Raw genomic sequence first — 20,538 nt, 5'->3', positions numbered from 1 at the left:
CCGCACTGACTTAATTTCTTACTTAATTTTTATTCAGTCCTTTACTGTTTCTTTTGCAAATACTTTTGCTGATATTTTTCAGTTAATCTCGATTGTTTGGTCGAGCTATCCACCATCCTGCCCTGAATATAAATTTGCTCTACTTTGCTCGTCGTTTCCAAGGGATCGCCATTAGTCACAAAGAAGTTCGCCAACTTACCTGCGTCAAGTGAGCCAAGGCGATCCGCCACACCTAAGATTTGCGCTGGATACAAGGTAATCGCCTTTAACGCTTCATTAGGATCTAAGCCAAAAGTGGCAGCAACGGCCGCTTCGTATGGCAAATTACGCTCATTCGGCGCGTCATCATCGGTACCAGCACGTGCGATACAAAATGGCACACCTGCTTGGGCTAATTTGGCTGCAACGCTGAAATAAGCATCATAGTCAGCGCCACGACGCATAGGCAATTTATGAATACCTGTCACTATCACTGGCACCTGACGTTGTTTCAAAACATCCGCCAAGACCGGTGCATCGGCACCGCCGACAATCACTAACTTCAATTGATAACGTTGTGCAAAATTCAAAGCAAAACGAATTTGATTCACATCTTGCGCGTGAATAAATACCGGGCGTTTTCCCGCCAAAGCAGGCAACATCGCTTCCCAACGCACATCAATCTGCGTCCCGTCATTTTGCGCGCGCGCATCACGATAAGCCAATGCTGCGTCGAAAGCGTCTTCCAACATTTTCAAACGTTGCGCACTGGATTTGCGAATCTCTTCGAGGCGTGTATCCAAAGGCGCTGGGAAGAGTTCTGGATTAAAACGCAGCATGGGCAAATTAATATGCAAACCCACCTCAGCTTGCACTGCCATGTCTTCCCAAGTCCAGCCGTCCATTTGTATCAATGCAGACGTGCCATTGATTAAACCGGCTGGTGAATTGGGAACGCTCAAAGTCGCCAAGACGCCATTAGCACGCGCGGTCGTGATTAATTCACTGTCTGGATTGACTGCCACCAAAGCACGGGCATTAGGATTGATCGCACCGGCTTCGGCATAATCCAAAGTAGCACGCACTGATTGCACTTCGGCTAAACCCATGACCGTGTTTGCAGCGATCATGCCCGGATAAATATGCTTGCCAGTGACATCAATTACCTGCGCATTGGCTGGCACATTGATCTGACTACCGAGCGCAACGATGCGCCCTTTGTCAACCAACATACTGCCATTGACGATGTTGTCACCTCTGACGGTATGTAAAGTCGCGCCCTTAAATACCAGAGGAATTTTCTGCGCTGCAGCTGGCACGTTATCTGACGCCATTGCGAAATCGACGAGACCCAGCGTGCCTGCGCTGGATAAGACGGCGATACCAAATAGTTTAGCTATCGTTGCTGGTAGCTTTGCGGTAGGCAAATTAGTTTTTTTATTCATCATAGAAAGCAAACTCTTTGTGAAAGGTGAGGAGTGTTTTGGGGATAATGGCGACATTATTCTTCTCCTGTACATTCATGTTCTTCTGCACCACTCCAGTAGCCAGTACGATGCTTGCTGACCATGTGCATCCAATGTTGCAATTCCAAATAAGCACGATTAGCTTCTAACATTTCAGCGGCAGATTTTGGTGTGTTAACTTTCTCAGTCTGTGCATCTTTGACCGCATCCTTAGCTCTTGGATTATTGGCGGCTGGTGCGCGACTAGCGATGACACTGGCAGCAATACGTTGACGCTCCTCTTGCGCTTCTTTACGCAAGCGTGCATCGCTGGCTACATCGAAATAACGTTGCCCTTCAATCCAAGTTTGTTCCGCACGACTGAAGGTCGATAAGGGACTAGTATTCCAAATCACAAAATCGGCATCTTTACCGACTTCCAAAGAACCAGTTCTATGATCAATGTGCAATTGCTTAGCGGGGTTTAAAGTGACAAATTTAAGTGCCTCAGTTTCAGACAAACCGCCGTATTTGACAGCCTTCGCTGCTTCTGTATTTAAGTGGCGTGCCAGTTCATCACTGTCGGAATTAAAGCTGGTAACGACACCGGCCTGATGCATCAATGCGCCGTTAAATGGGACTGAGTCGATCACCTCCATCTTGTAACCCCACCAGTCAGAAAACGTAGAACCACCCGCCCCTAAAGCCGCGATTTCATCTGCAACTTTGTAGCCTTCCATCACATGCTGGAAAGTACCTACCATCAAGTTGAATTCCTTTGCAAAACGAGCAAACATGAGAATTTCATCTTGACGATATGAATGAATATGGATCATGCGTTTGCGATCCAATAATTCAACCAAAGTATCTAATTGCAGATCGCGACGCGGCTCTATCATCGTCGTCGGCGCTTTACGCCATGCTTCACGTTCTTCTTTGTACGCACGTGCCGCGAGGAAGGCGCTACGCAATATTTGCTCTACCCCCATGCGCGTTTGTGGATAGCGACCGGTCGCTTCATTACCCCAATTAGATTGTTTGACATTCTCGCCTAAGGCAAATTTAATACCTGGAAAGGCGCCGTCTAATTTCAATCCTTCGGCATCAGAACCCCAACGCATTTTGATGACTTGATTTTGACCACCGATAGTATTGGCTGATCCATGTAAGACGTTCGCTGTCGTCACACCGCCCGCTAACTGGCGATAAATATTGATACTGCTGGCGTCAATGATGTCGCCAACACGGACCTCCGCGGTAATAGAACTCGTGCCTTCGTTAATACCTTGCATCATCGCGGTATGTGAATGAGCGTCAATGATACCTGGACTCACATGTTTACCGCTTGCGTCAATGATTTCGGCATTAGCGGGAACTTTTAAATTTTGACCAATCGCACTGATCTTGCCATCAATGACTAACATATCAGACTGTTCTAATTTACCTGCCTTCGCACTAGTCCAAATCGTCGCGTTCTTGACCAACAATGCGCCTGGTCGAGTAGTAAGCGCTGATGCATAAGGGCCAGCTGGATAGACATTCTTCCAGCTTGCAGGCATTTGCTCAGGCTTTGCTGGCGCATTATCAGCAAGCGCTGCTTTACTACGAGTGGCTGTCCACAATACCGCTTTGCCCTGCCCTTGTTGTATGGTGCCACTCAAGCTGTCACCACGACCATCGGCAATAATCACTGTATCGCCATAGCGGGCTAATAACTGATTATCCCGCAGACTCAATTCTGCGTTGACACCATCTACTGTCAATATAGGTTTTATAGCAGTACCTGTGATATTCCAAGTCTGTGTTTTGCCACCTGCATTCACCTCCCAGCTACCACGTAACTCGAAACGATTGTAGTTTTCAGTAACGAAGGGTTTGCCATCAACGAAGGTGATTTCAATATTCGCTTTATCGTCCTTGAACATATCACCACTGGCGATAACAATATTCGCCATATGACCCGGCGTTAAGGTGCCCAGACGTTTTTGTTCACCTAATAATTTTGCGGGTGTCGTGGTCAACCCAGCCAATGCCTGCTCAACCGGTAAACCACGACGTATCGCTTGACGTAAGCGCGCCCAGAAATCTTTTTTAGGATCTTTCAGACCCGCCGCTGTGATCGCAAATTCAACACCTGCTTTATCTAGCATCGCTAAATTCGACGGTGCTTGTTCCCAATGCTGCATCGCTTCCAAGGACGTATCCAATGCCATATCTGGATTCTCGACTTCCGGCGCGTTCGGGTACAACAAAGGCACAATCACAGGCATACCGCCTGCTTTCAGATGATTGGTGCGTCGATATTCAAAGCCATTACCTTGCAAAATCACACGCAATTTAAACTCATCACGTAGCTTGGCAACGCGTTGATACGCTTGCTCATTATCAGTCACATAAATGACTGGTTGACGCCCTGCCAAAACAGGTTTCAAAGCTTCTAAGGATTCATTCAGTTGAGGACGTTCTTGTTTTAATTTTGAATTTGTGGAGTCTGTGGCGCGTTGATACCATTGCGCATCATAAAAAGTCTGACGCACCTGCGCGATGACACCCATCAAAGAACTCGGATAACTACTGCCGCGCCCCATTTCTAATTCATTCGCCATATGCTGAGCAACGCGAGTATTCAAAACCAGTGACTTCGCATTGTCCGCACCATTCAAATTCAACAAGGCACTTTGACCGCGGAAGATGCCAGAAGACGGCGCCGCTAATACCGTGGTAAAACCTAAATCGCGCACAACTTTTGCATCATCCGCGCGTAATTCCAATTGATTGGCCACATCTTGCTCGGGACGAACGCGGGCATTGTCGCTGGCCAATGCGCGTCCATTCACGATACGTGGCGCAGTCACGCGTGCTGCCATACCTGGCAGTGCAGCGGGTGCCGCCGCTAAGCTGGCAGGTACACCCAAACTACTCGCCATGTCGATAAAGCCAGGATAGATCGTACGGCCATCCAATTTCCACACTTTAGCGCCGGCGGGTAGTGCGACATTCGCACCTGCGGCGACGATGACACCATCACGTATCACCACACTACCATTCTCAACCACTTTGCCTGGGGCGATCACCAAGCGAGCGCCAGTCAAAACATGCCAACGCGGGTTATTTTCACGCAAACCCTCCACGCGTGCCGTAGAAACCTGAGCCTGAGCGCAGGCAGAAGCGAGACTAATAGAACTGACGATGAACAGGGCAAAGGGCTTAAGACCCCAACGAACTTGCATAGATACTCCCCGAAGTAGGTTGAAAAATAGGTTGAAAATTAAAAATCCTATCGCGTTAATGGCAATAGGATTTGAATTGGGTGTTTCTAAATTGGACAAGTAAAAAGAAAATAAATTCAGTCGTCCCAGATAAACTTTAATCACTTCATGCAAATGAAAATCACAAATGAAGCGCACAAAAAAACACCGCTTAATTGTAAGCGGTGTCATCAAAACTCTAAGGCTTTTGCAGTATTTCAGATCAAATTTCAAATCAAAAAACAACAGGCGCAAAACAGTCGCGAGTATGAGTCATGAAATTTAAAATAAACCCTAACTCTAATTCTCTCTGATTATCTCTGATTATCTCTAAATCGGCACTGCGGGCTTTTTCTCAGTGTTCAGCAAGACTTCACGATATTCAGAGGGCGTCATACCTACCGTTGCTTTAAACATGCGAGAAAACGCACTGTGATCCTGATACCCACATGAAGCGGCAATGTCGGTAATACTGCGACTAGCGTCGGCCAACATCGTCGTGGCGGCATCGAGTTTTACCTTGATCATAAATTGGCGCGGCGTCAGAGAAAATATTTTTTGAAAATAACGCTCTATTTGTGCCACCGATAGATTCGTGATGTGCTCCAACTCGGCCATCTGCACATTTTCTGCGTAATGGGTATGAATATGTCGCACGGCTGCTGCGATGCGATGGTAAACAGGATGACGTTGATCCGGCATACCCAAATCGCGGGAGGTACCAGTCAAACCAATAATATGGTGGTCTTTATCGCGCAATGCGATCTTATTCGTCAAACACCAGCCGGGATCGCGATCAGGATACAGGTGCAATTCCAACTGATCTTTTACTTCATGACCATGCTGCAAAACCATCTGATCTTGTTCAGCATAAGTGTGCGCCAAGCTTGGTGGGAACACTTCTTCCGCACTCCGCCCTAGCAATTGATCTTTGTCTTTCAAGCCACAGCGCAATACCAGTGTTTTATTCACAACAACGTAATTGCCCTGCAAATCTTTTACAAAGAAAACCAAATCAGGCATGGCATCAAACAATGGTTCTGCAAAAAAGACATCATTAATGGATGCGGCCATCACTTGCTTCGAGGAATTGCCGATAACATTCATCTTCGCTAGCATAGAATTTTGTAACATTTTATCAACGCCTCAATAATTTAAATAAATGTAATCGCTGGCAAATAAAGTCTTGTACCAAATTGAATTTGGTTAGATGTTGAAATTTCAACAAAATATTATCTCAATTTAAACGCTTTGAAAATCAAATCAACACAAATAAAGTGAATCGTATTATTTTCCTTGAAATTTGTTGTTTAAATTACTATCGAGCGAAATAGCTTCTCTTTTTTATCAACACCTATTACAAATCGCTACTCTGATTACGGCTTCCATCCGCCAAAGGCTCACGTTAAAGGCAAAACGATCAGACAAAAGCGGACAAAAGTACAACTAAGCGACCCTACCAGTTAAGGCCTACCGCGCTTTTTGGATTGTCTTATTGAAGCCTAAACGTCAAGAATAGCTTGAACTATTTAAATGATTCAATCAAAAATACCGCACAAACACAAAAATATTTAAAAATCCACTTAAATATATTGAAAGTATATTTAAATGATATTACACTCATATCTGTGCAGTCTCTCCTACTTATTTTAATGAGGAGGCAAACATGAATCGCCCAAAATGGCGAGGTAGATTTTCTGCTGTAACTACTAAATTCAAAGAAAACGAAGATTAGCTGGATTAGTCGTTGCCTTTCCCAAAGAAACTGATGCACGGTATAACTCGATGACAACCGTTGGTAGGTGTAGACCGCAGACGCGTTAGCGCGATCGTGCGTAAAGCTTTGGATACACGCCCAGACTTTAGTGTTTGTCTGTAAATTTGATGTAAAAATTTACTCAATAAGATGAACTGTCGTTCCCGCGTAGGCGCTATGCGGGAACGACAAACTTCGAGCTTTTCCGCTTAACTGCACGCCATTAGCGTATTGCGGTGTTTTCATTTAAAACTCTATTCATCAATAAATAAGGAAATCTTATGTCTAGCCTTATGTCCACCTTCCCTCAATTTATCAACGGCGAATGGCTCGCATCCCAAAAAACTCGCGCTAACATTAACCCGTCCAATCCCAGCGAAATCGTTGGTGATTATGCAGAAGCCGATGCGGCAGATGTTAACTTAGCAGTGCAAGCAGCACAGGCAGCGTTGCCCACATGGAGCCGCTCAACGCCACAACAACGGTTCGATGTATTAGATTTTATTGGCAGTGAAATTTTGGCGCGCAAACAAGAGCTAGGCACTTTGCTCGCTCGCGAAGAAGGTAAAGTTTTACCAGAAGCGATAGGTGAAGTCGCCCGCGCTGGATATATTTTTAAATTCTTTGCCGGTGAAGCTTTGCGCATAGGTGGGCAAGCCATCGCCTCAGTTCGACCAAGTATGGAGGTCGTCACTTCACGTGAAGCGGTCGGCGTGGTCGGCTTGATTACACCTTGGAATTTCCCCATCGCGATACCCGCTTGGAAAAGCGCACCAGCACTCGCTTGCGGCAATACCGTCGTGATCAAACCCTCAGAAATCACACCAGGCTGCGCTTGGGCATTGGCTGAAATTATCTCGCGCTCTGGGCTGCCCAAAGGCGCATTTAATTTAGTGATGGGTGATGGCATCGCTGGTAAAACACTAGTCGAACATCCCTCTGTCGATGCAATTAGTTTTACCGGTTCGGTTGGCACTGGCAAATTAATTGCGCAACACTGTGCACTCAGTTTGAAAAAATTTCAGTTAGAAATGGGCGGCAAAAATCCTCTGGTTATATTAGATGATGCCGACTTAAACATCGCCGTCGAATGCGCGGTCAATGGCGCCTTCTATTCCACGGGTCAACGTTGTACTGCTTCGAGCAGAACTATCGTTACCGAGCAGATTTATCCAGCCTTTGCAGCGGCAATTATAGAAAGAACTAAGGCGCTTAAAGTCGGTGCAGCAATCGATCCTACTAGCCAAATTGGCCCGGTTGTCGATCAACGTCAACTCGATAAAAATATACACTACATTGCGATAGGAAAAGAAGAAGGTGGCACATTGTTGGCTGGCGGTGAACGCCTACCAGGCGAAGGATTTTTCTTTAGCCCAGCCCTAATAGAAAACCACAATCCACAAGCGCGCCTGAATCAAGAAGAAGTATTTGGCCCAGTTAGCACTTTGGTGAAAGTCAAAAATTTTGAAGAAGCCATGCAAGTCGCTAACGCCACACCTTACGGATTATCCGGCGGCATTTGCACCACTTCACTCAAATATGCGACCCAATTCAGACGCGAAATGCAAGCAGGCATGGTGATGGTCAACGCTCCCACCGCAGGGGTTGACTACCACGTACCATTCGGCGGCAGCAAAGCATCCAGCTTTGGGCCACGCGAACAAGGTGGCATGGCGCTGGAGTTTTATACTAAGGTGAAAACGCATTATTTGGCTTAGGAAACTACTCAACTATGATGAGTAGTGTTGTTTCTAGAACTCGGCAATGCCACGACTTTATGCCACGTTTTTTCCATGTTTGAGCTTGAAATCTGTTTCTTTTAGTACCAAGCCATCAAGATATATAGGTTTAATAGAGATTTCTGGTGAATTTATACGTTCTCGAATCGTTAGTATATAGCTCACTGCTTAGGTTTGATAATTATTTTAGGAATGACCACTTCATTGATACAATTATTAATATATAAACAATAAAATAAAATAACATTTAACATCTACAAATAATTTATATGCTATATTGCAATGCCAACCTGCATTAAGGCTGGCATATTTTAATTTCTTTGAAAGATATTATTTATGAAAAATAAATTAGCAACTACAATTTCCCTTTTTTGTGCAGCTTTTGCATCGTTTGGTGTTAACGCACAAGATAATCTAGGCGATCAAGTCTACCGTGTTTACTTATCTAAACATGTTGCTTTTGAAACCAATAACTTCCAAGAAGCACAGAATAATAGAATTTGGTCGGCAGCGCTCAATCTCGCCTGGCAATCAGTTGGGAAAAATAACAGTTCCGGTGGTGTTTTATCTGTTCCAGTTTATCGTTGTGTAATACTAAACTCATACAAAGGCCAGGAACACTTTGCTTCACGTGATTTCAACTGCGAAGGACAAACTCGCGAAGGTATATATGGATACGTCTATCCGGTGCAAGTATTAGGAACAGTACCTTTGTTCAGAGTGTATGCACACAACAACGAGTATGGTGTGAGTAGCCATGCCACTTTTGACTCCGAAGTTAAATTCACACAAAGTGCACTAAATTATGACCAAGCTTGGTATTCAAGAGAAGGCACAATTGGTTACGTTTATCCGAGTCCAGCATGGTAGAATGAAATAACTTATTTTAATATTATTTACATAAAAATAATCGCACAGTGGCAAACAGGACTTGTCATATTGACATAGTCTTGTTTGACATGATCTTAAGAATCACTGTTGATACCAATTGGAAATATGAATAATTTTAAGAGTCGAAGTGCGATTTTAATTTACCTGGTTATCCTAATCAGCGGGATTTTCTACGCTAACTCAGATCAACCTCTTGAAAGCTCTACCCAAAAAAGCAAAATACCATCAAGCATTGAAACATCACCTCAACAAATTAATGCATTAACGGCAAGACCGACATCTCCAGCTTGTTCCTCTGACATACTTATAGAATCAGAATCAAAAATGGATGCAAAGATAGTTCGAATATATGATGCAGGGCGCAGGATGCGCGAAATACAGTCTGAATTCAAAAATAGAGTCACAGAATTAAGAAGTCAAATAAACTTATTGGCAGGAAACCCTAAACAAGAGTTTTACGTACTGGCTTATTTTGCTAACGCAAAACAATGTTTTTATAAGTCAAAAAATAAGAAGTTATCCGAATTCAGCGATCAGGAGAGGGAAACATTCAATCAAGAATGTGGTCAGATTGAAAGTGATTATGTGAATACACCACTACTTATTTTTGACCGATTACTATTAGAAAAAACACCAACTGTAAGAACTTATATAGCAATGACTGCGATTGAGCTCTCCCGATTTTACAAATTAAGTGGAGAAGTTGAGCTCACGGAACATTCCAACGGTTTGCTTAAATTAGCAAAAAAAGAAGGTGAAGAGGCAGCACAGTCAGGAGTTGTTGATGCAAATTTGCTGATGGCAATGGCGTACGATGAGGGATTATTCGGTGAAAATGACCGCGTCAAATCTTTTGTGTACCTCCGCCGGGCAAATGCAATGCTGCCAAGCCAATCGGTTGAGAAAGTTATTATTGAGGTTAAAGGTCGCATGTCTTCAACAGAATTGAAAGTAGCAAATAACATTGAAAATACATGTTTTTCCAATTCCAGTAAATTTGCAAATCCGTTTGGGTAATTGGCAAATTGGGGTTGTAATACATAGGGCTGAAGTAAATACCCATTTAAGCAATTTAGCTTAGAGAAATATAAGCGACAAAGGACAAAAGAATATCCTTCTGTCGCTTTTTTTGTATGTTATTCACGCTAAATTTCAAAATAAAATTGAGCAAATTAAGGCGAATAACTTATAATCCAATGATAATTTTCATAATGTTTCCACAACCCTAGTGTATGCAAACAGCCAAAGTAACACCTCAAAGTAAAATGCGCGCTGCTGATGTCGCTTACGATGCGATAGAAAGCATGATTGTGACCTTGCAACTCAAGCCTGGCGCACCCATCGTTGAATCTGACTTGATCGAGATCACAGGCTTAGGGCGCACGCCTTTACGCGAAGCCTTAATGCGCATGTCGTCAAATGGCTTAATCGTACAATTGCCACGTCGCGGCCTGATCGTCAAAGATATTGAAGCCGCCGAGCACGTGACTTTGATTGAAACCCGTCGGGTTATCGAGAAACTCATCGCTAGTAGTGCAGCCCGTCGCGCCAGCCCACAGTTACGCCAAGACATTTTGGCTTGCGGCGAAAAGATGGTGAGCGCTGCGGCCAATGGCCAATTAGATGAATTTATGGCGGCGGATCAAGCCTTAGATCATGTAATTCACGAAGCCTGTCGCAATCCTTCCGCGGTTGCGGCGGTGATCCCACTGATTATTAAATGCCGTCGCTTTTGGTACGCCTATCAACATGAAGGCGATATGCATGAAGCAGCACGTTGCCACATGCTATTAGCGCAAGGTATCGCCGACGGCAATGAAGCGGCAGCGTCAACTGGTGCGGAGAATTTGATGGATTATTTGGAGTCATATACGCGTAAAGTCATCAACGGCTAAACGTAGAAGTTAAGCTCATTCCTATTGGTCGAATCCAAATAAAAAGCGGCTCGATTTTTCGATCGCGCCGCTTTATTATTTCTCAAATCTATCGCGTATTAAATTTATCTCTTTATTAATCCGTAAGGATCGCCTTTTTTCCAATGTGGCGTTTGCTTATCATTGGCAATTAGGTAGCCGAGATTCAAGGTAAACTGCGCTTGTTGTAGCATGCCGCTTAAATCCCAGCTTGGATCATAACGATCATTCACTGTGTGGTACGAAGTTTTAAAACCTTTCATTTTTTGCTCAGATGCATGCTCATGTTCTGAAAATTCAAAATGCCCGTCGCCAGAAAATACCGCAGATCCCACATTAAATGCGGGCACACCTGATCGCGCAAAATTAAAATGGTCGGCGCGGTAATATGCACCGCCCAAATCTGGCACGCTCTTAGCAATCTTTAAATTCATCTTCGTAGCAATCTGTTGGGCGCTCTCATACAAGCTAGAACGCTCACTGCCTGCGATGCCTATATCTTTGGTCTTACCGACAAAATTCATACTATCCAAATTTAAATCAGCAACCGTTTTTGCTAAAGGCCAAGCCGGATTACGCACGTAAGCGAGGCTGCCAATCAAGCCCTGCTCTTCCGCCGCAGGCCACAAAAAAATCTGACTACGTTTAGTCGGATGCTTCACTGCCACTTGCGCCATCGCCAACAAAGCCGCAGCACCCGTCGCATTATCAACCGCGCCATTCCATATTTGAGCTGGCTTGCCCGGCTCTTCTACTTTGCCTAAATGATCCCAATGCGCAGAATATACGACGGCTTCTTTTTTTAATTCTGGATCGGTGCCAGCTACTACACCGACTACATTGAACTGCTCAACTTGACGCACCTGACTGTGCAAACGCACTTTGGCCTGCACCGGTAATGGTATCGGCAAAAAATCTTTACGCTCGGCCTGGGCGCGCATCTCATTTAAATTCAAACCAGCTTCGGCAAACACACTTTGAATACTGGCCTCAGCCCACCACCCTTCCATAGGATTGCCACCACCGGCTAGGCTAAAGCGTTCATGACTAAAACTCGCTTGCGGCACATTCCAACCATAGGCGGCAGAGGCATTGGTATGTATCAACAACACGCCCGCTGCCCCACGGCGTGAGGCTTCTTCAAACTTGTATACCCAACGTCCATAGTAAGTCATGGCTTCGCCACCAAAACGTTTGGGCTCGGCTGCAGTTGGCTGAGGGTCATTCACCATCATGACCAAAATCTTGCCTTTCACGTCGATACCTTTGTAATCGTCCCACCCTTCTTCCGGTGCGATGATGCCATAACCAACGAATAGCAAAGGCGCTTCAAAAGCTACTTGCTCACGACCGTTGGAATTCGCAATCAAAATGTGCGCACCCGCTTGAGGCGCGAAGGTTTTACCTGCGCTTTGAAATTCAATATGACTATCTGGCAAAGTCAGAGAACCAACAATCTGTACCGGGTGGCGATACGGAAAAGCTTGATTCGGGAACAGCGATTGCAAACCAAGCAAAGCGGCCTGAGTCTCCAAATAACGCACTGTTAAATCACCACCGCGTTGTCCGGTGCCTCGACCTTCTAACAAATCATCTGATAGATAAGCTAAGTGAGGTCTTAAAATGGATTCTTGCACCGTAGGTACGAGCGACTTTCTGTTGGTGATTTTTTTCACCTTGGAGCTAGCGGGTGACTGGACCTGTGCGGGGACGGTAAAAGACAACATACACAAACTACTTGCAACAATAAGACTATGGATCAATCGCATTCAAAAACTCCCTGATTCTTCTATTATTTTTATGCACCATTATTCACAACAAACACATCAATTCGGCTCAACATACTCAATCAAACATACTCCATCAAACATGTTCAGTTAACTATGCTCAGTTAAGCATTATTAATTGCAGATTGCGGCAGCCGCTTGACGTTTGGTAAGGCGTTGGACAATAACCACTTTTTAAACCTGACCATCTTGTAACTGGTATGTCGGCTTTCTGTTCGGGATTTAAGCAATTGCAGCAGACCTTCTTCAGTTACCCCGTTTATTTTTTGCTCGGGAATGACGCCATAGGCATCACCCAATAAGCGTAATTCACGCTCACTAAACTCTGGCTCCAATAGCTTTCGAACATCACGAAGAGGAATCCATATTGTGTTCTCAATTAAGAAAAAACGTATCTGCTGCCCGTCAAAATTGTAATAGCTACCGTGCCATTGAAAGACGGCGGATTTTTTTGCGTGATATTTAATCCAAGAGAATAAATTGATGAAGTCTCGCGCGAATAACCGACCCCAGAAATAAGATGTAAACGCAATACCGATAGCGCCTTTACCAGACACAAAATAATCAACAGCGACATAACCTGCATAGGCTATCAAAACACTACAAATTATCTTGGCAAATAGTTTTCCCATTCGCTACCGTTCCCTTGAAATTACTTAGTCTGTGGCTTAATACGGGTCAACTTTATCGATACAACTAAATCTCGTCGTCCTGATCCAAAGCATCTTCCATCATGCCTGTATCAACGCTCTTACCCTGCCCCAGCAAAACAGGTGGAACATAGGTCGCCAGTAGATGTTCGCGGCTTTGTGGCGTTTCTAAACTCACTCGACCCAATGCACCACTGCGATAGTCGAGCAATAAAGTATGCGCCGCTTTTTCAAAATCCCAATCGCCACCTTTTAAACGGTAAGCACGTTTTTTGGCAACGCCTTCAATCACGCTGACCGCATCAATACCTTCTGTATTTAAACCGTAGCGGGTAGTCAAAAATTGCGGATAACGCTGCAATAAAAGTTCAGCCAAAAAGGTCGCGACCTCTTCTTCGATCAAAGCATTGACGCCAATCGCATGACTCGCCGCCAGCATTAAACCGTCAGTGGGATGTTGGATCTTAGGCCACAGCATACCCGGCGTGTCGGTCAAAATCATATTTTTACCGAGATACAAACGTTGCTGCACCTTGGTCACCGCTGGTTCATCACCAACATTGGCGACCCGTTTTTTCAACAATGCATTCATCAAAGTCGATTTACCGACATTGGGAATACCCATGATCATCATACGTAAAGGCTTAGTCGGCACCCCACGATGCGGTGCCATTTCTAAAGCGAATCCAGGAACCTTGGCGACATCTGCTGGCTTCTTACAACTCATCGCAACGGCTTTGACGCCTTTTTGCGCGTTATAAAATTCCAACCATGCTTTAGTTGCATGCGGATCGGCCAGATCGCTTTTATTTAAAATTTTCAGGCAAGGACGCTGACGAAACACGCGCAATTGCTCCACCATGGGATTGCAACTAGCTTGCGGAATGCGGGCATCGAGCACTTCTATCACCAGATCGGTGCTTTCCATGGTTTCGGCAGCTTTCTTGCGAGCTGCATTCATATGACCTGGGAACCATTGTATTGACATGCGTATTCTTCTTTGATGAATCAGAACGGAGATAGCGACACCTTGTACAGACATTCAACAGCACCACAATGACTATTGATTTCTTCTGTTTCGGTAGCAAGATCCGTTTTATGCGAGTTGATTGAGATCATTGAACAAAATTGGATAATTAAGCGCAAACCGACTTAATTTGCTTAAATTAGCTAATTTGACTCAATTAAGCTCAACTATGCTCAATTTAAATTAAGCCGCTATTTTACGGACTTGCGGCATCGACTAGGAAATTGTTTTACTCAGAAATCAAAAAACTACTCACAAACACGTCAAAAAACACTTCAAAAGAGTGACAAGGTCTTTACTATTTACTCATTTTGCATTTCGACACAAGCATTTCTCTTAGCATTCACGTAAGGATTCAAGCAGGCACTCAAGTAAACACTTAAATGAGCATTCATGTAAGTCAACAGAAAATCTAATTTCTGCTTACAATCCCTATTTACAGATACTCTAACGATACTATAGGAAAAACCTATGTTTTCAAAAGTCCATGCGGTAACCAAACAACTGAACCAAGTCATCATCGGCAAACCCAAGCAAATACAACAAGCGCTGGTTTGTCTGTTAGCTGGTGGACATTTACTAATCGAAGATGTGCCTGGTGTAGGAAAAACTACCTTAGCACACGCATTAGCGATTTCCTTGGGTTTGAAATTTAATCGCATGCAATTCACTTCTGATTTGTTACCGACCGATGTGATCGGCGTGTCTATTTTTGAACGTGAAAAAAGTCAGTTTGTTTTTCATCCCGGACCTATTTTTACTCAGGTATTATTGGCTGATGAAATTAATCGCGCTACGCCAAAAACCCAATCCGCGTTATTAGAAGCGATGGAAGAACAGCAGGTCAGCGCCGAAGGGCAAACGCGTCAACTACCCGCGCCATTTTTTGTAATCGCCACGCAAAATCCCACACATCAAGTCGGTACTTTTGCTTTACCAGAATCCCAGCTTGATCGCTTTTTAATGTGCGTGGCACTCGGCTATCCCGATCCACAAGCAGAACGTGCCTTGCTTTTGGGCGAAGATCGTCGCGCTTTACTCAAGCAACTCAACGCACTCATGCAGGCTGACGAGCTGCTAGAAGCGCAAGCGGCGGTAAGAAATATCCATGCCTCACCTGCCTTAGTAGACTATTTACAAAAACTTGCGCAAGCCACACGTGAATCCGGTTTATTCGCTGAAGGTATGAGCCCACGTGCCGCCATTGCGCTGTTACAGGCAGCGCGAGCCTGGGCCGCGGTAGAAGGACGCGATCACGTACTCCCTGAGGATATTCAAGCGGTATTGATCCCCGTGATCGCACATCGCCTACGACCAATTAAAGCCATGCATAACAAAGCCAGTGCAAGTGCCGATTTACTCACCCAATTGATGCAAAAAGTGCCGGTACAGTGATACGCTGCCCCATCATTTTTCTAATTCATCCATCACAAAAACAGCTCAAAAATCCAACTCATGAATTTGATTCATCGATTGAAGTTAAAGTGGCGCAGTGCAGTCTTCCTGGAAAAACGACCAGAAGCGGGTGAAGTTTTGCTCAAACAAAAGCGAGTTTTTACTTTGCCAAGTAAGGCAGGATTATTTTATTTAGCCATGCTCGTACTCTTATTTTTGGCATCGACCAATTACAACTTAAATCTGGGTTTTGGCATGACTTATTTATTGGGTGGATTAGCCGCAATCAACGCCCTATTTACCTTCAAAAACCTAGCCTATTTACGTCTAAATGCTGGCGTCTCTCAGCCAATTTTTGCTGGTGACATCGCGGAATTCCCCATACACATCAACAATACAAAAAACTTGGCACGTTATGCACTGCATTTCAATTTCGTGACCGACAACACGGTAGAACATATTGTTGATGTCAATCCACAAGCCAGTGTGATGCTGCGCCTGCAAGTACAAAGTACCCAACGTGGTTATCTGGCTATCCCAAGGATTCGCATTCAAACTTGGTTTCCATTAGGTTTATTAAGAGCTTGGAGCACTTGGCTACCCGATACAAAAGCCTTGGTCTATCCAACGCCAGAAACTGACCCACCGCCTCTACCTTTAAGCCCAAGTGCCGATGGTACAGGTTTACACAGTAATGGCGATGAAGATTTTGCCGGCGTTCGCAGCTATCAATCCGGAGACCCGCTCAAACATTTATCTTGGAAGCACATTGCGCGAGTTGATCCGGATGCAGGCGGCAATCTCGTGACTAAACTGTTCTCCGGTGGAGCGCAAGGTGAAGTGATGCTCGATTTTGCACAACTGAATCCACAACTCGATCTAGAACTTCGCCTTTCGCGCATGACCGCTTGGATTTTAGAAGCAGAACGAAACGGCCTTGCTTACGGATTTAAATTAGAGGGCATAGATCACCCACCCGCGCTGAATGAGGAGCACCGAACCGCTTGTTTACAAGCATTGGCTTTGTATAGAATTGACGCGACGAGTCATGCAATGAGCGACAACATAAGCGATGAAAGTGTCGCCAAGCACTTTAGAAAAATTGGCGAATAATGATGAGTGATTACATTCAACACGGCGGTAAAAACAATCGTTTTACCTCACTCTGGCGCAGATTAAGCCGCGAAAAAATTGACACGCTATTGTTAGTCTTTGCTTGCTTAATGGTGGTCACCAATCACCTGGAGTCAATTGCTTACTGGATCAGCACTAGCGCTATCAGCTTGATGATGTGGCGTGCTTGGTTGACTTTAAATGGCCGTGAATTACCGCCACGCTGGCTACTACTGCCAATTGCGAGCCTACTCATGGCTGCGATCTTCTGGAAATTTCGCAGTTTTTTTGGCATGGAAACTGGTGTCGCTATGCTGATTTTACTGCTCGCTTGCAAGATGCTAGAGATGCATGCGAAACGTGATTTATTCGTTGTCGTATTTCTCGGTTTTTTTATTCTACTAACCAGTTTTTTTAATTCGCAAAGTCTAGGCTCCGCCTTCCAAGTTTTATTCTCCGCATTTTGCTTATTACTCGCCCAGTTATCGTTTCAATTCTCAGAAAAAATCCCATCAGTATGGGCGCGCTGCAAAATCATTTTGAACATGTTATTGCTCGCAGCGCCATTAACATTAATCTGTTTCTTTTTATTTCCCAGAATTCAAGGTCCTTTATGGGGCTTGCCGAGCGATGCGAACATCGCGCGTAGCGGCTTATCAGATTCTATGTCGCCGGGAAATATCAGCAAATTGGCGATGTCTGAGGAGTTAGTTTTTCGCGTCAAATTTTTAGATGAAACGCCATCCAAATCAGCGATGTATTGGCGTGCCATTATTTTGTCGCAATACGATGGTCGCAGTTGGACGCCAGCAGCGCAAACTAACTCGCAAAGAGCGATAAAATTAGCCGTAAGTGGCAAGCCGCTCACCCAAGAAATCACCTTAGAGCCGGGCAATAATTATTACTTATTCGGACTTGATAATGTCCACGTCCCACCTGAAATCGATGGCACAAGCGCATATCTGAACGCCTTAGGAGAAATACGTAGCGTCGCCCCGATTAATAAACGTATTCGCTATCAAGTTAGCTCATATACAGACTATCGTCTTGATGCCGACAGCGACGGGCAGCAAATACAAAGCAACTTGTATTTACCTAGAAGCTCCAACCCAGAAACTAGACGTTTTGCACAACAGCTACAGCAAACCTATCCAGATCAAAAAAGCAGAATCGACGCTGTATTACGTCACTTTAGGCAAGAAAAATTCTTCTACACGCTAGAGCCGCCAGCATTAGGACGACACAGCATAGATGAATTTCTTTTTTCCACGCGAGCCGGATTTTGCGAGCATTACTCCAGCGCGTTCGTGTTCATGATGCGTGCGATGGGAATTCCAGCACGAGTCGTCACCGGCTACCAAGGTGGCCAGCGCAATACACAAGATGGCTACTACGAAATCAGGCAATCGGACGCACACGCCTGGGCCGAAGTGTGGATAGAACACAATGGCTGGATGCGAGTTGACCCAACGGCAGCTGTGGCACCAGACAGAATTTTAAAAAATCTGAATGCCACTCAAAAAAATACTGGGATAGCTGGTATGGTCAGTGAATTTATTACACAAAACTCTTGGGCGAATGAAATGCGCATGCGCTGGAGTGCCGTTAATAATGCATGGAACCAATGGATCTTAAACTACAATCAAACGAAACAAGAAAGCCTGTGGGAGAGCTTGGGATTTTCTACTATCAACTGGGAAAGAACGCTCATCGCTATTTTTGGTGTGGGCTTACTAGTACTCACGGTCTTTGCCATTCCTTTACTTTGGCACAGAACAAAGTTAAGTACTTACGACAAGCTGTATTTCAGCTTCTGTAAAAAAATGCGCCGTTACGGTTTAACTCCGGCAGTGCACGAAGCACCTGCAAGTTTTGCTTTACGCTTACGTGGCTTAGGTGACTTAAGTGGTTCGCCTACACAAATAACGTCATCACAAAGTCACATCATTGACCAATTTATCGCTATCTATCTACAAATAAAATACGGTAAACCGACAACGAATCGTGAAGAAAAAATTCAACAACTCAAATCCTTGCTGAAACAGCTAAAATAAGCGCTTTTATAACTAGATGGCTAGAATGTGCTGAGCTAAGCTCGCATGGTCATTAATGTCAAATTGAGACTGAAAATCCACGACTTCATGTTGGGATTAACGAAACCAACAGAACAAATAAAAGCCTATTATCTATCACCTTTACGAATTTCCTATTTTGAAAATCTCTTTGCTCAACCAGCGCCTACTGCGCAACATCAGTCTTAGCCTTGCTCTTACTTCGTTCTTTATTACGGGCGCAGCGATGAGCCCGATCGCCGATGCCAACCCAACTACACCTGTCAAGAAACAAAGCAGCTCGAAGAAGAAAACACATTCGGCAAAAAAAGCTGCTGTAAAAAACAAAGTTACCGCACCGAAGGCGCTCCAATCCGCTTCATCTGAAGATGTACACTATTTAGAGTGGAAAGAGGTGCAGGATTTTATCGAACAGATGCAGACTCAATATCAATTCGACAAAGCGCAGTTAAGCGCCATTTTTGCCAAAACACGCTATGTCGAATCGGTCGTTCAACTCATTAAACCTATGCCAGCAGGTAAACCTAAAAACTGGAAAGTCTATCGCGCGCGATTTGTGGAAAACGCGCGTATTGATGCGGGTGTCGCATTTTGGGAACGTAATGCAGAAACGCTCAACCGAGCAGAAACTTTGTATGGTGTTCCGGCAGAAATCATTGTCGGTTTAATCGGTGTAGAAACTATTTATGGCAAAAACACAGGTAATTTTCGAGCCATTGATGCCTTAACGACCTTGGCCTTTTCTTATCCAGAAACACCGACTAAAGAGGCGCGCATGGCCTTCTTCAGAAAAGAATTGAGTGAACTATTACTGTGGACTCGCGAATCCGCAATTGACGTTTTTAATGTCAAAGGTTCCTATGCAGGCGCACTAGGTTTGGCGCAATTTATGCCCAGCAGTTTGCGTCAATACGCAGTTGATTTCGATAATGATGGCAAAATCAATTTGAAAGAATCCGAAGCCGATGCAATAGGCAGTGTGGCACATTACTTAGTGACTCACGGTTGGAAAAAGGGTTTACCTTACGCATTTCCGGCGAGTTTAAGTAGTGAAAAAATCGACGAAAAGCATTTAAGCGCTGCCTTAAACCAAGGTTTGAAAGCAAGCTATACGCTTGATGAATTAAGGCCATTGGTCAGCACACCAGATGAAAATGCGCCTCGCAACATTAAATATGGCCTCATTGATTTGCAAAACGGAGAAAACCCAACGGAATATTGGCTGGGCACCGACAATTTTTTTGCGATCACGCAGTACAACCGCAGCTACTTTTATGCCATGTCGGTCATAGACTTGGGTAAAGTAATTAGCCTTGCTCGCAAAAAAAGTGAATAAGACGCTGAATTAGCCTATTGTTGGCCAAATAGCATCGTCTCATTTAAGAAATACGCAATAAAAAATATTGCAAATAAGAATTTTTTATACTAGAGTAATGTTATCTAATGATACATTTATATGATTTGCAGAAAGTGTCAATAGATTCAATGAATTTGCCACTTATTTTTCTTACTTATTTTATTTA

Annotated in this window: 14 protein-coding genes; 8 read left to right on the top strand and 6 right to left on the bottom strand. The window is 44.4% G+C overall.

The window, feature by feature from the left end:
* Nucleotides 1-41: 41 nt before the first annotated feature.
* From ACFFJH_RS05745 to ACFFJH_RS05735, 3 genes are all read right to left on the bottom strand, one after another.
* Nucleotides 42-1,427 (bottom strand): amidohydrolase family protein, encoded by a 1,386-nt coding sequence (locus ACFFJH_RS05745; protein WP_390210783.1) that lies wholly within the window; start codon nucleotides 1,425-1,427, stop codon nucleotides 42-44.
* 53 nt (nucleotides 1,428-1,480) lie between these two features.
* Nucleotides 1,481-4,654 carry an amidohydrolase family protein gene (locus tag ACFFJH_RS05740; RefSeq protein WP_390210781.1) on the bottom strand — a complete coding sequence of 1,058 codons (3,174 nt, stop codon included), beginning with the start codon at nucleotides 4,652-4,654 and terminating at the stop codon, nucleotides 1,481-1,483.
* 348 nt (nucleotides 4,655-5,002) lie between these two features.
* Nucleotides 5,003-5,806 (bottom strand): AraC family transcriptional regulator, encoded by an 804-nt coding sequence (locus tag ACFFJH_RS05735; protein ID WP_390210779.1) that lies wholly within the window; start codon nucleotides 5,804-5,806, stop codon nucleotides 5,003-5,005.
* Between the two features lie 915 nt (nucleotides 5,807-6,721).
* On the opposite strand from ACFFJH_RS05735, the gene ACFFJH_RS05730 reads away from it, so the two are divergent.
* The 4 genes from ACFFJH_RS05730 to ACFFJH_RS05715 all read left to right on the top strand — a co-directional run bounded on the left by ACFFJH_RS05730 (nucleotide 6,722) and on the right by ACFFJH_RS05715 (nucleotide 10,953).
* The gene (locus ACFFJH_RS05730; RefSeq protein WP_390210817.1) at nucleotides 6,722-8,146 is read left to right on the top strand and encodes an aldehyde dehydrogenase family protein; all 1,425 of its coding nucleotides are present in this window, start codon (nucleotides 6,722-6,724) and stop codon (nucleotides 8,144-8,146) included.
* A 357-nt stretch (nucleotides 8,147-8,503) separates the two neighbouring features.
* Nucleotides 8,504-9,037 (top strand): hypothetical protein, encoded by a 534-nt coding sequence (locus ACFFJH_RS05725; RefSeq protein ID WP_390210777.1) that lies wholly within the window; start codon nucleotides 8,504-8,506, stop codon nucleotides 9,035-9,037.
* Between the two features lie 126 nt (nucleotides 9,038-9,163).
* A complete protein-coding gene (locus ACFFJH_RS05720; RefSeq protein WP_390210774.1) occupies nucleotides 9,164-10,075 on the top strand; it encodes a hypothetical protein in 912 nt (303 codons plus the stop codon).
* Between the two features lie 215 nt (nucleotides 10,076-10,290).
* Nucleotides 10,291-10,953, top strand: coding sequence for a GntR family transcriptional regulator (locus tag ACFFJH_RS05715; RefSeq protein ID WP_390210772.1), 663 nt, complete (start codon nucleotides 10,291-10,293; stop codon nucleotides 10,951-10,953).
* A 104-nt stretch (nucleotides 10,954-11,057) separates the two neighbouring features.
* Here the strand turns inward: ACFFJH_RS05715 and ACFFJH_RS05710 are convergent, their stop codons facing one another.
* The 3 genes from ACFFJH_RS05710 to ylqF form a co-directional block, all read right to left on the bottom strand.
* Nucleotides 11,058-12,740, bottom strand: coding sequence for a M28 family peptidase (locus tag ACFFJH_RS05710; RefSeq protein ID WP_390210770.1), 1,683 nt, complete (start codon nucleotides 12,738-12,740; stop codon nucleotides 11,058-11,060).
* A 122-nt stretch (nucleotides 12,741-12,862) separates the two neighbouring features.
* Entirely contained in the window at nucleotides 12,863-13,390 is a 528-nt protein-coding gene (locus tag ACFFJH_RS05705; RefSeq protein WP_390210767.1) for a BRO-N domain-containing protein, read from the bottom strand.
* Between the two features lie 64 nt (nucleotides 13,391-13,454).
* Nucleotides 13,455-14,396: a ribosome biogenesis GTPase YlqF gene (gene ylqF / locus ACFFJH_RS05700; RefSeq protein ID WP_390210764.1), complete on the bottom strand. Its 942-nt coding sequence runs from the start codon at nucleotides 14,394-14,396 to the stop codon at nucleotides 13,455-13,457.
* A 510-nt stretch (nucleotides 14,397-14,906) separates the two neighbouring features.
* On the opposite strand from ylqF, the gene ACFFJH_RS05695 reads away from it, so the two are divergent.
* The 4 genes from ACFFJH_RS05695 to mltB all read left to right on the top strand — a co-directional run bounded on the left by ACFFJH_RS05695 (nucleotide 14,907) and on the right by mltB (nucleotide 20,351).
* Nucleotides 14,907-15,830, top strand: coding sequence for an AAA family ATPase (locus ACFFJH_RS05695; protein WP_390210761.1), 924 nt, complete (start codon nucleotides 14,907-14,909; stop codon nucleotides 15,828-15,830).
* A 60-nt stretch (nucleotides 15,831-15,890) separates the two neighbouring features.
* Complete coding sequence (locus tag ACFFJH_RS05690; RefSeq protein ID WP_390210758.1) at nucleotides 15,891-16,943, top strand: DUF58 domain-containing protein; 1,053 nt, start codon at nucleotides 15,891-15,893, stop codon at nucleotides 16,941-16,943.
* A complete protein-coding gene (locus tag ACFFJH_RS05685; RefSeq protein ID WP_390210756.1) occupies nucleotides 16,943-18,997 on the top strand; it encodes a transglutaminase TgpA family protein in 2,055 nt (684 codons plus the stop codon). The genes ACFFJH_RS05690 and ACFFJH_RS05685 overlap by 1 nt, the downstream gene beginning before the upstream one ends.
* Before the next feature lie 244 nt (nucleotides 18,998-19,241).
* Nucleotides 19,242-20,351 (top strand): lytic murein transglycosylase B, encoded by a 1,110-nt coding sequence (gene mltB, locus ACFFJH_RS05680; RefSeq protein WP_390210754.1) that lies wholly within the window; start codon nucleotides 19,242-19,244, stop codon nucleotides 20,349-20,351.
* The last annotated feature ends 187 nt before the right edge of the window (nucleotides 20,352-20,538 follow it).

It is taken from the genome of Affinundibacterium danionis, assembly GCF_042432465.1.
Classification (GTDB): domain Bacteria; phylum Pseudomonadota; class Gammaproteobacteria; order Burkholderiales; family Burkholderiaceae_D; genus Undibacterium; species Undibacterium danionis.
The sequence above is the reverse complement of the archived record's forward strand: the minus strand, read 5'-3'. Positions and strand labels throughout refer to the sequence as shown.

Coding starts and splice junctions, on each gene's coding strand:
- ACFFJH_RS05740 (WP_390210781.1), bottom strand. CDS start 4,654: ATGCAAGTTCGTTGGGGTCTTAAGCCCTTTGCCCTGTTCATCGTCAGT.
- ACFFJH_RS05695 (WP_390210761.1), top strand. CDS start 14,907: ATGTTTTCAAAAGTCCATGCGGTAACCAAACAACTGAACCAAGTCATC.
- ylqF (WP_390210764.1), bottom strand. CDS start 14,396: ATGTCAATACAATGGTTCCCAGGTCATATGAATGCAGCTCGCAAGAAA.
- ACFFJH_RS05735 (WP_390210779.1), bottom strand. CDS start 5,806: ATGTTACAAAATTCTATGCTAGCGAAGATGAATGTTATCGGCAATTCC.
- ACFFJH_RS05720 (WP_390210774.1), top strand. CDS start 9,164: ATGAATAATTTTAAGAGTCGAAGTGCGATTTTAATTTACCTGGTTATC.
- ACFFJH_RS05715 (WP_390210772.1), top strand. CDS start 10,291: ATGCAAACAGCCAAAGTAACACCTCAAAGTAAAATGCGCGCTGCTGAT.
- mltB (WP_390210754.1), top strand. CDS start 19,242: ATGAGCCCGATCGCCGATGCCAACCCAACTACACCTGTCAAGAAACAA.
- ACFFJH_RS05745 (WP_390210783.1), bottom strand. CDS start 1,427: ATGATGAATAAAAAAACTAATTTGCCTACCGCAAAGCTACCAGCAACG.
- ACFFJH_RS05690 (WP_390210758.1), top strand. CDS start 15,891: ATGAATTTGATTCATCGATTGAAGTTAAAGTGGCGCAGTGCAGTCTTC.
- ACFFJH_RS05725 (WP_390210777.1), top strand. CDS start 8,504: ATGAAAAATAAATTAGCAACTACAATTTCCCTTTTTTGTGCAGCTTTT.
- ACFFJH_RS05685 (WP_390210756.1), top strand. CDS start 16,943: ATGATGAGTGATTACATTCAACACGGCGGTAAAAACAATCGTTTTACC.
- ACFFJH_RS05730 (WP_390210817.1), top strand. CDS start 6,722: ATGTCCACCTTCCCTCAATTTATCAACGGCGAATGGCTCGCATCCCAA.
- ACFFJH_RS05710 (WP_390210770.1), bottom strand. CDS start 12,740: ATGCGATTGATCCATAGTCTTATTGTTGCAAGTAGTTTGTGTATGTTG.
- ACFFJH_RS05705 (WP_390210767.1), bottom strand. CDS start 13,390: ATGGGAAAACTATTTGCCAAGATAATTTGTAGTGTTTTGATAGCCTAT.